This window comes from Acinetobacter lwoffii (genome assembly GCF_024129595.1).
In the GTDB taxonomy this organism is placed as follows: Bacteria; Pseudomonadota; Gammaproteobacteria; order Pseudomonadales; family Moraxellaceae; genus Acinetobacter; species Acinetobacter lwoffii_O.
This window is the reverse complement of the sequence record NZ_JAMXXS010000059.1, coordinates 1-7,699: the sequence shown is the minus strand read 5'-3', so window position 1 is coordinate 7,699 and position 7,699 is coordinate 1. Positions and strand designations below refer to the sequence as shown.

General features: G+C 36.7%; 4 protein-coding genes and 2 pseudogenes. All 6 read left to right on the top strand.

What is annotated here, in order from left to right; translation table 11 throughout:
* Nucleotides 1–98: 98 nt before the first annotated feature.
* The 6 genes and pseudogenes from NI466_RS16015 to NI466_RS15150 all read left to right on the top strand — a co-directional run bounded on the left by NI466_RS16015 (nt 99) and on the right by NI466_RS15150 (nt 7,039).
* Nucleotides 99–459, top strand: a pseudogene (locus tag NI466_RS16015) (transposase).
* Nucleotides 456–608, top strand: coding sequence for an IS66 family insertion sequence element accessory protein TnpB (locus NI466_RS15170; protein WP_004647769.1), 153 nt, complete (start codon nt 456–458; stop codon nt 606–608). The pseudogene NI466_RS16015 and the gene NI466_RS15170 overlap by 4 nt, the downstream one beginning before the upstream one ends.
* On the top strand, nt 605–793 hold the full coding sequence (gene tnpB, locus NI466_RS15165; protein ID WP_004647767.1) for an IS66 family insertion sequence element accessory protein TnpB: 189 nt from the start codon (nt 605–607) through the stop codon (nt 791–793). The genes NI466_RS15170 and tnpB overlap by 4 nt, the downstream gene beginning before the upstream one ends.
* Before the next feature lie 74 nt (nt 794–867).
* A pseudogene (locus NI466_RS15160) lies at nt 868–1,179 on the top strand (IS66 family transposase); the annotation flags it as partial.
* A gap of 146 nt (nt 1,180–1,325) precedes the next feature.
* Nucleotides 1,326–1,997 (top strand): hypothetical protein, encoded by a 672-nt coding sequence (locus tag NI466_RS15155; RefSeq protein ID WP_005105953.1) that lies wholly within the window; start codon nt 1,326–1,328, stop codon nt 1,995–1,997.
* Nucleotides 1,994–7,039 carry a tyrosine-type recombinase/integrase gene (locus NI466_RS15150; RefSeq protein WP_253173959.1) on the top strand — a complete coding sequence of 1,682 codons (5,046 nt, stop codon included), beginning with the start codon at nt 1,994–1,996 and terminating at the stop codon, nt 7,037–7,039. The genes NI466_RS15155 and NI466_RS15150 overlap by 4 nt, the downstream gene beginning before the upstream one ends.
* Nucleotides 7,040–7,699: the final 660 nt, after the last annotated feature.

Here is a 7,699-nt window from a genome sequence, read left to right as displayed (position 1 = left end):
GTACGAGGCATAGCGAATAGTAAAATTGGGTTTGGCGATTTGATTTTACTACTTCGCTATTTTTTTAAACTAAAAGTGTCAACACACCCTAGACATCCATCACATCTCTTGAGAAAAAACGAAGAACATGCAGTGCTGAATTTAAACAGCAGATCGTTCAGGCTTGTAAAGCACCGGACGTTTCAATTGCTTCAGTCGCTTTGCAACATGGATTGAATATAAATCCCCTATCCAACTGGATTCGCTTAATTGATGGTAAGCTAGAGAAATGATCGCTCACCACTACCGAATAAACCTGCATTTATTGCTTTATCTTGCTCTGCACCATTAGATCCTACTCCTACTGACATGTTAACGGTTCAAATTACTTTACCCCACTCAAAATCAGAAATTGGCTTGAAATGGCAAGTATCAGAAATATCTGCTTTAGGAGAATTACTCAAGGCACTTGCAACATGATCCGTATCGATGAAATCTGGCTGTCTACCCAACCTCTGGATATGCGAGCAGGTATGGATACTGTCATGGCTCAGGTGCTGAGAGCCTTTGGCTATATCAAACCGCATTGTGCTTACCTATTCTGTAATACAAACGTGACCATCGCATGAAAGTGCTGGTGCATTATGGACTGGGCATCTGGCTGTGTGCCCGGCGGCTGGAACAGGGAAAATTCCACTGCGCTAAAGTTCACCAGGGTGAAACCGTGGCCCTCAGCCCGGAGCACTTACAAGCACTGATCCAAGGTTTAGCTTGGCAAAGAATCGGTCTGCAGCAAGTGGTAACAATGCTCTAAACCAAGCTCGGCCATTCTGCTATTCTCCAAACATTCTATTTCCTCTGCGTCATGACCTCAAGCATACTGCGGCCATGAATACGCTGCCTGATTTAAGCCAACTGACCCATGAACAACTGCTGGAATTTACCCGGCAATTGGCGATGCAGCATCAGTCTTTAGCATAATCAAATCAACAATTAGATGCCAGAGTTCAACATCTTGAAGTCACCAATCAGCAATTAGATTCTAAAGTTAAATCTCTCTCTATTCTCAATCAAAAATACGAGCATGAACTTGCGCAGTTTAAACGGCATAAGTTCGCCCAGAAGAATGAACACTTAACGGCCAAACAAATCCATCTTTGGGACGAAGCGGTCGAAGAAGATATCGCAGCTGATGAATTAGTATAAAAATAAAGTTAGTAAATAAATTATATAAATCAAATACTTTTTTATTAAATATAAAATTTATTTGATTTAATTTTGTTAATTTTGGGACTGTGTTATTCTACTATTGTGACGCTAAAAATAACTTACCTGTGCAGAAAAAAATGATGACACCATTGCTCATTGATGCATTAACAATTTCTGAAGGCAGGTTTGAAAAACCATGCCCAGTTTTAGTTTTGAAAATGATGTTACTCAATGAGGAAATGAGCCGGGAGTTTTCAGAAAAAATTAAAAATCAAGCATTACTACTGCTCGCGATATATCGTAAGTTACTGCTTGCTGTCGATAGGGACTTATGTAAGGTAAAAACTCTAAAGGATAGTGTGAAAAGAAGACACTGGGCTAAAGTGGATAAAGCACAGGACAAGATGGTGGTTGCAGGCCAACTTCGACTAAAGAGTTTAGATCCAGAAGAAATGATTTTATTTTTAAATACACAGCATTTTTTGAAAAAGCTGCCGATTTCCTTTGTTCAAGAATTGGTTAATTGGGCATCACCGGTGGTGAGTGGTAATTTTTTAATCGAAAATGTTTTAGCTGGTTATATCGCCCAGAAGCTTTTGCCATTAGAAAGAATTAAAGTGAAAGAGCTGGGTAAGTCTGTGCAACCATATTTTCATTTAGCTAACTTTTCTGTATTTTTACCTCGACTGGAGGAACTTTATCAAAAATATCAGCAGCAAATTGTTCGTGTGGCACCAATGGCAGAAGTTGCTTTGGCTTTAACAGACTTGAAGAAGGCAAGAGTCTATCGTATTCGGAGTAGTTCATGAAAAGTTATTTCAAGAAGCTCCTAGAATGTATTAATCAGAATGAAAATATAGAAGAAAAAGAACTGATCCAAGCATTATTTTTGTTGCGTGCACACTATAGCTTAGCTGGCATTGTTGTCATTTGTCAGCGAATCTTTACATTGATTGGGGATGATGAATTACCAGAATTTCGTGATGAGCTTAATACGTTAAAGATCATTAGTAGATTGCAGGATTCTGAGGAATATGCACATTTTTTCTCAGAAACAATAGATAGAAACACACATACACCCACGCCATTACGTCCATACACTGGAGACAGTGGAATTTGTGATTTGCTATTGATTCAAGCAGGACGAAGTCGAAATAATGAGAGTTTTGATACAGTAATTATTTGGTTTTTAGAGCAAATATTTCACTTTCAAAAAAAAGTACATACCCTAGGGCTTTATAGTAGTTATTTGAAGGGTGATGGAAGCATAAAGCTGAAAGCTCAAAAAGGATCTCGTGTGTATAACGCCTTTTTAGCAATCAGGCTGTTGGGTGATCAAGGTAATGAGTATATTTTAGAACAAGTCAAAGAATTACTTATTCAAAATTCACCGAAACAACTGATTCATTTGATGTCTGCTGGTTCTGAAGATAAACGATTAAATGATGTTTTTTATATATTAAAGCTGTTTTTATCCCAAATTTGGCAAAATGATCCACTAAAAAATAAGAAGAAACGTCGAGAATTTTTACACCGTATAGGGTTAAAGCATAGAAAACTGATCTTGCAACGATACGGCTCATTAAGTATTGCTATTCAACCTTTAGAGGATGTAGATGAAATTCATCGTGGTCTAGTATCTGAAGTATTTGAGGATAATGAGATTGAAGAAGATGAAACACCATTAGAGCCATTGTTTACATTTTTTTTGGCAGAACAATCCGATTTAATTCGAGGTTTTTATGCCTCTAAATCTACTTCTCAACATATTGAAGCTGCAAATGTTGGTTTAGTTTGGACCAAATCGCGATTGTCCTTAATTTCAATTCAAGAAATATTTAGGCTCTGTCAACCATCTCATACTGATACCAGCTTAATTTTACGCGCAAAATTAGCTTTAATATTAAGTTTACTCACAGGACGTTCGGTGAGTGAATTAACAGCGCCTCGTTTTAGTCAAAATGCAGATCAGAATAATATTGCTATTCAGTATGATCATACTTTATCTGCGTATGTATTAAGTGTGTTTGCAGGGACACCGACACTCAAAAAAAAACCAGAAGATTCTAAATTTCATGTGCCATGGACCAATGAATTACATTTGGTTTTACCGATTGAACTCAATGATTTAGTGAGTCAAGTCAAAAATCTTGGGATTACAAGACATCATATGGCAGTTGAACGTGACGTGAGTGAACTGATTAACCGTGTACCTAAAGAGCTAGAAATCAGCCTCAAAAGCATTCGAGATATTCTTCCACGGTTGTTATATGATCATAGCCAAGGTGATTTAGCTGTCGTTAAAGCAGTGACTAATGCATCAGGTCGAAATTATGATAACTTGATTCATTATGCCTCTTTTGAACAGAGGCAACTTGAGCAACTCTGGGCTGCTTGTTTAAGAACGATAAAAATTAATATTCCTGAATATATATACTCTTCCAATAAGCGTGTGGGTAGCCCAATTGGAATAAAGATTGTTGAAATACAAAATGAAATTACACGAATAAAAAAGAGAATAAATCAGGCTTCTGAACATAAAAATTGGCAGGTGCTTTTTGATAGCTTGACGTTGTATACAGCATTATGGATGAATCTTGCAACTGCAGGACGAGGAATTAAGCAGCCCTTTCCAAAGTGGATCAGTCAGCAAGGCTGGGCATTGATTCAAGATAAACATCATCAAGATGAATCAACCGATCGTTATGTGCCATTGACGCAAGCGTTGATCAAACAGATTCAAGGTTTACGTGGTTTGATGGGAATGCTAGGGGAGCAAATTGAACCACGTGTTGATTTATCATCTTATGCTGTGCAACTTTGTGCTCCTCATCAGATTGAAGGTTTAGTTAGAAATTGGGCACGGAAGTTGGTTCGCTCTGATTATAATCAGTTACCTGGACGGTTCAAGGACGCTGGACTTGGGCACTGGATACGGGGTCGTCATCCATGGGATATGTTATCTGTATTTCCTGTATCAGCTTTTCAACAACAGTGGCTTGATGTACAAGAAAACTTGCAAAAACAATTAGGTTTCGAATGTCTTGAAGGTTTTGATTTTTTTAAAATCAAGCATATTCCAACATTTGTTTTAACCCAAGAGACTAAAACAGCTCAAGTAGAGACGAAGCTGAGAATACAATATTCAGAGAATGATGTAAAAGAATGGCTGAAAAACTCAGAGTATGAGTCCTATTGTCCGTTGATTTTTGAGGAAAATCCTGAGCCACAAGTAGCTTTAGAGCTTGGACATGTATTAGCTTCCCATTTAGCTAAAAATACAAACATTGATTTGCCAGAAGCCATAAAGGCATATTGTGCTTATATTCGCGATAAAACTAAAATTCCTTTATTCGTTCAACTTCCTCAAAAAGCTAATCGTACGTGGCTGACATCTGAAAATAGTTTTAGTACATGGAGTTATACTGAACAAAACTTACTTGATCTTATTCAGAAGGATTTAGAACATTTACCTGAACATCAAAATTGTGATATTGAAATAGGACGTTTGCTGGTTGTACTCTCCATGTATTCACAACTGTGCAGAGTGAGCCATTTACAAGCGATGTTGGAGTTTATTGCTTCTGATCAATATATAGTCGCTATGGGGAATAGTCGGCTCGTTGAGCTAACAGTGAATAATGATAGATCTGTGACGAAGATACGCCGTACAGTACTGTTAAGTCCTTATGTCTCGACTTTAATATTAGTAGACCGACAGTATCTACAGCCCCGATTAAAAGAGATTTTAGCACAGTCAAGAAATCAACAAAGAACGGCTTGGCAAAAGTGTTTTAATACATATTTAAAACAAATAGGGCTTAAGTCAACTCTATCGTTAGCTCAATGGTTGAAAGCTTTACAGCAAAAGGTGATGTTAAATAGCACTCCGTTGATTGCAGGTTATATATCAGGCCAAGTCCTGACGGAAGATCTTTCAATAAATGAATTATTACGATTATCCGAATATGAAAAATTAACCACAGGTTTAGATAGCACTGAGCCAGAAAGTGAAATAGAAATAGGCGATGAGCAACTACATTTGTCTGATATTTTAGCGATGATTCAGCAACTAAAAGGTGAGTCTAGATCAAGCATTTGGCTTAAACAGCTTGCTAGTAATAAAACGAATCACTACTCAGTCAATTTATTAACATGCTTTGTGCAATGGTTGATTTTACGCTGTGATGCAGAAGAGTTAAGTCTACAGAATCGAAATATGATTCATCTACATTTGGCCATCGTCAGTGCAGGTATATTGGGGTTTTCAGAAGATTTAACAAAAGATAGCCAGATTGATGAAGATGTATTTCAAAAATGGATGGAGTTGACGCAAGAGCATTTTCCACACCGCAAGCATCTCGCTGCGTGGAATCGCTTTAGAGAATTTTTAATTCAATTAAATGATGATCGTATAAAGTTACACAAGCGTACAGCGCATCAAGCAAGTGCTAAGGTTTTTTCAAAAAATGAAGTGCGGCAGATCGTTCAAATATTACAATCTGTAGAATCTGGGGTGAATGATACTGTTTTACGTCTAGAGATTCAGCGTCATTTTCGTTTATCTGCGGCGATGGGTGTACGCCGTTCAGAGACACTTCATTTACGGCCCTTAGATATTGATGAGGATATGCTCAGAATTCGTCCTTATGGTGAGCATCAGCTAAAAACACTCGGATCAGAACGTGTTGTTCCGATGAATTTATTAAGTCAGACGATTAAAAAGGGATTAGATGATGTTTATCAAAATAAAAAATATTCGATATTAATGTCTGATGAGAACAGTGAACATAAGCCTTTTTTTGATCAAATATCTCAAATATTAAAGAAAGTCACTGGAGATGTTGATCTCAGCTTACATCATTTAAGACATACGTTTGCAAGTGCATATACTTTAAAGTGTTTGCAAACAGTGGTGGATTTTAAAGTGCTCACGATAGAACTGCCATGGCTACAAAATTGGATGCCATCGAATGAACAATTTAATACGCTAGTAGGCAATGAAGGACAGGTCGGTCAAGGGATTAAGGCGATTGGTCGAGTACTTGGACATTTACATGAATCGACAACATTAAAGCATTATATTCATATCTTATTTCTAGCTACTTATGCCTATAGCATGCAACAACAGCAACCCAATTTACATACTGCATTTTTTAAGCGAGTCATGAGTCGGAGTAATTTATTCAGGCATTTCCAAGCGATTAACCAACAGAATAGTAATCTAAAATATGAGTTGAGAGATACCATCGAAAAATATGTACTCAAAAAAAGACAAACTCAGATGTGGGTAATCTATGCTCAAAAAAGAGGAAATTCGACGGGTAAAGTAATTAAACACGAACTATTTCAAAATATTGAAGATATTGAGCGGTATCTTATTTCTGGGCAGGGGCAGCCACAATTAGATATTGAGTCCTGGAAGAGAGCTTTAATTACGATGTCAAACATTCCTTCAGGTAAACGTGGTTCAAATATAGGAAGACATCCATTATTGACACAAGGAAAGTTAGCACGTTTGCCTGAATTACTAAGTGCTGTAGATTTTAATTCCGCACAAAAAATTTTAGAGCGATTTGATTATTTAGAACGAAACCAATCAGACACTTATAATTGGTTAATAAAAAAATGGTTGTATGAGAGTAATGTAACAAAAGTATTGATGCATTTTACGGCAGAAGATAAACCTATGCTTTCACTTCTTATAGAACATCAGTTTTTTCCGGTAGTGATGAAACATAATAAATATGATTATTTTAGAATAATGTCTCAACAAGCGTCATTAAGCGCCGTGCGATGGGTACTTGCGTGGTTGAGTGTACGATATTTAGCGATTGTAGATCATATCTGAATCTAAGTATATATGACTTATGCACGCTTTGTTACACAAAGGTTTGAAAGACAGCGCTACCTTAATTGAGCTAATTTCAAATGACAATTTGGATGTAAGTGTAGCCAAATTCTGTGAATTTGTTCGAGATAGCTACGTGTGCATGAATATCATTTACCTGACTAGAAAAATTTCTTGCTGCTCATTTATAGCTTAATAATAGAGACTTAAGTATTTTTTATGGATCAACAGAACCGAAAAACATCGCATTATCCATTGCGTTTTGTCTGCTGCTGGAAGCTATGTAACATGATTCCTTAGGTGAAATAGCCTAAGCTTAATAAGTGATTAAAAGGCCTGAAAATCCGCGAATTTGATTTTTTTCTTCGCTTTCAATTTGATCCATACGTTATTTATTTATTTATATTTTTCATTTACAAATCAATAAAATATTCTAATTTGGTTTGATCAAAGAAAAAGATACCCATTTGATAATTAGGTTACAGCAAAATCTGTAATCGGGCGTGGAAACCTGAAAATTACTACAGAAGTATTAAAACCGCTTTAACAGTTTTTTGTGCCTATTATGCTTAGGGCGTGTCATCAATTAAGCCATATCATGATTGAAGCAAGGTAGATTGCTGACAGGAAGTTTTGAGCCAATTTATCATAGCGCGTAGC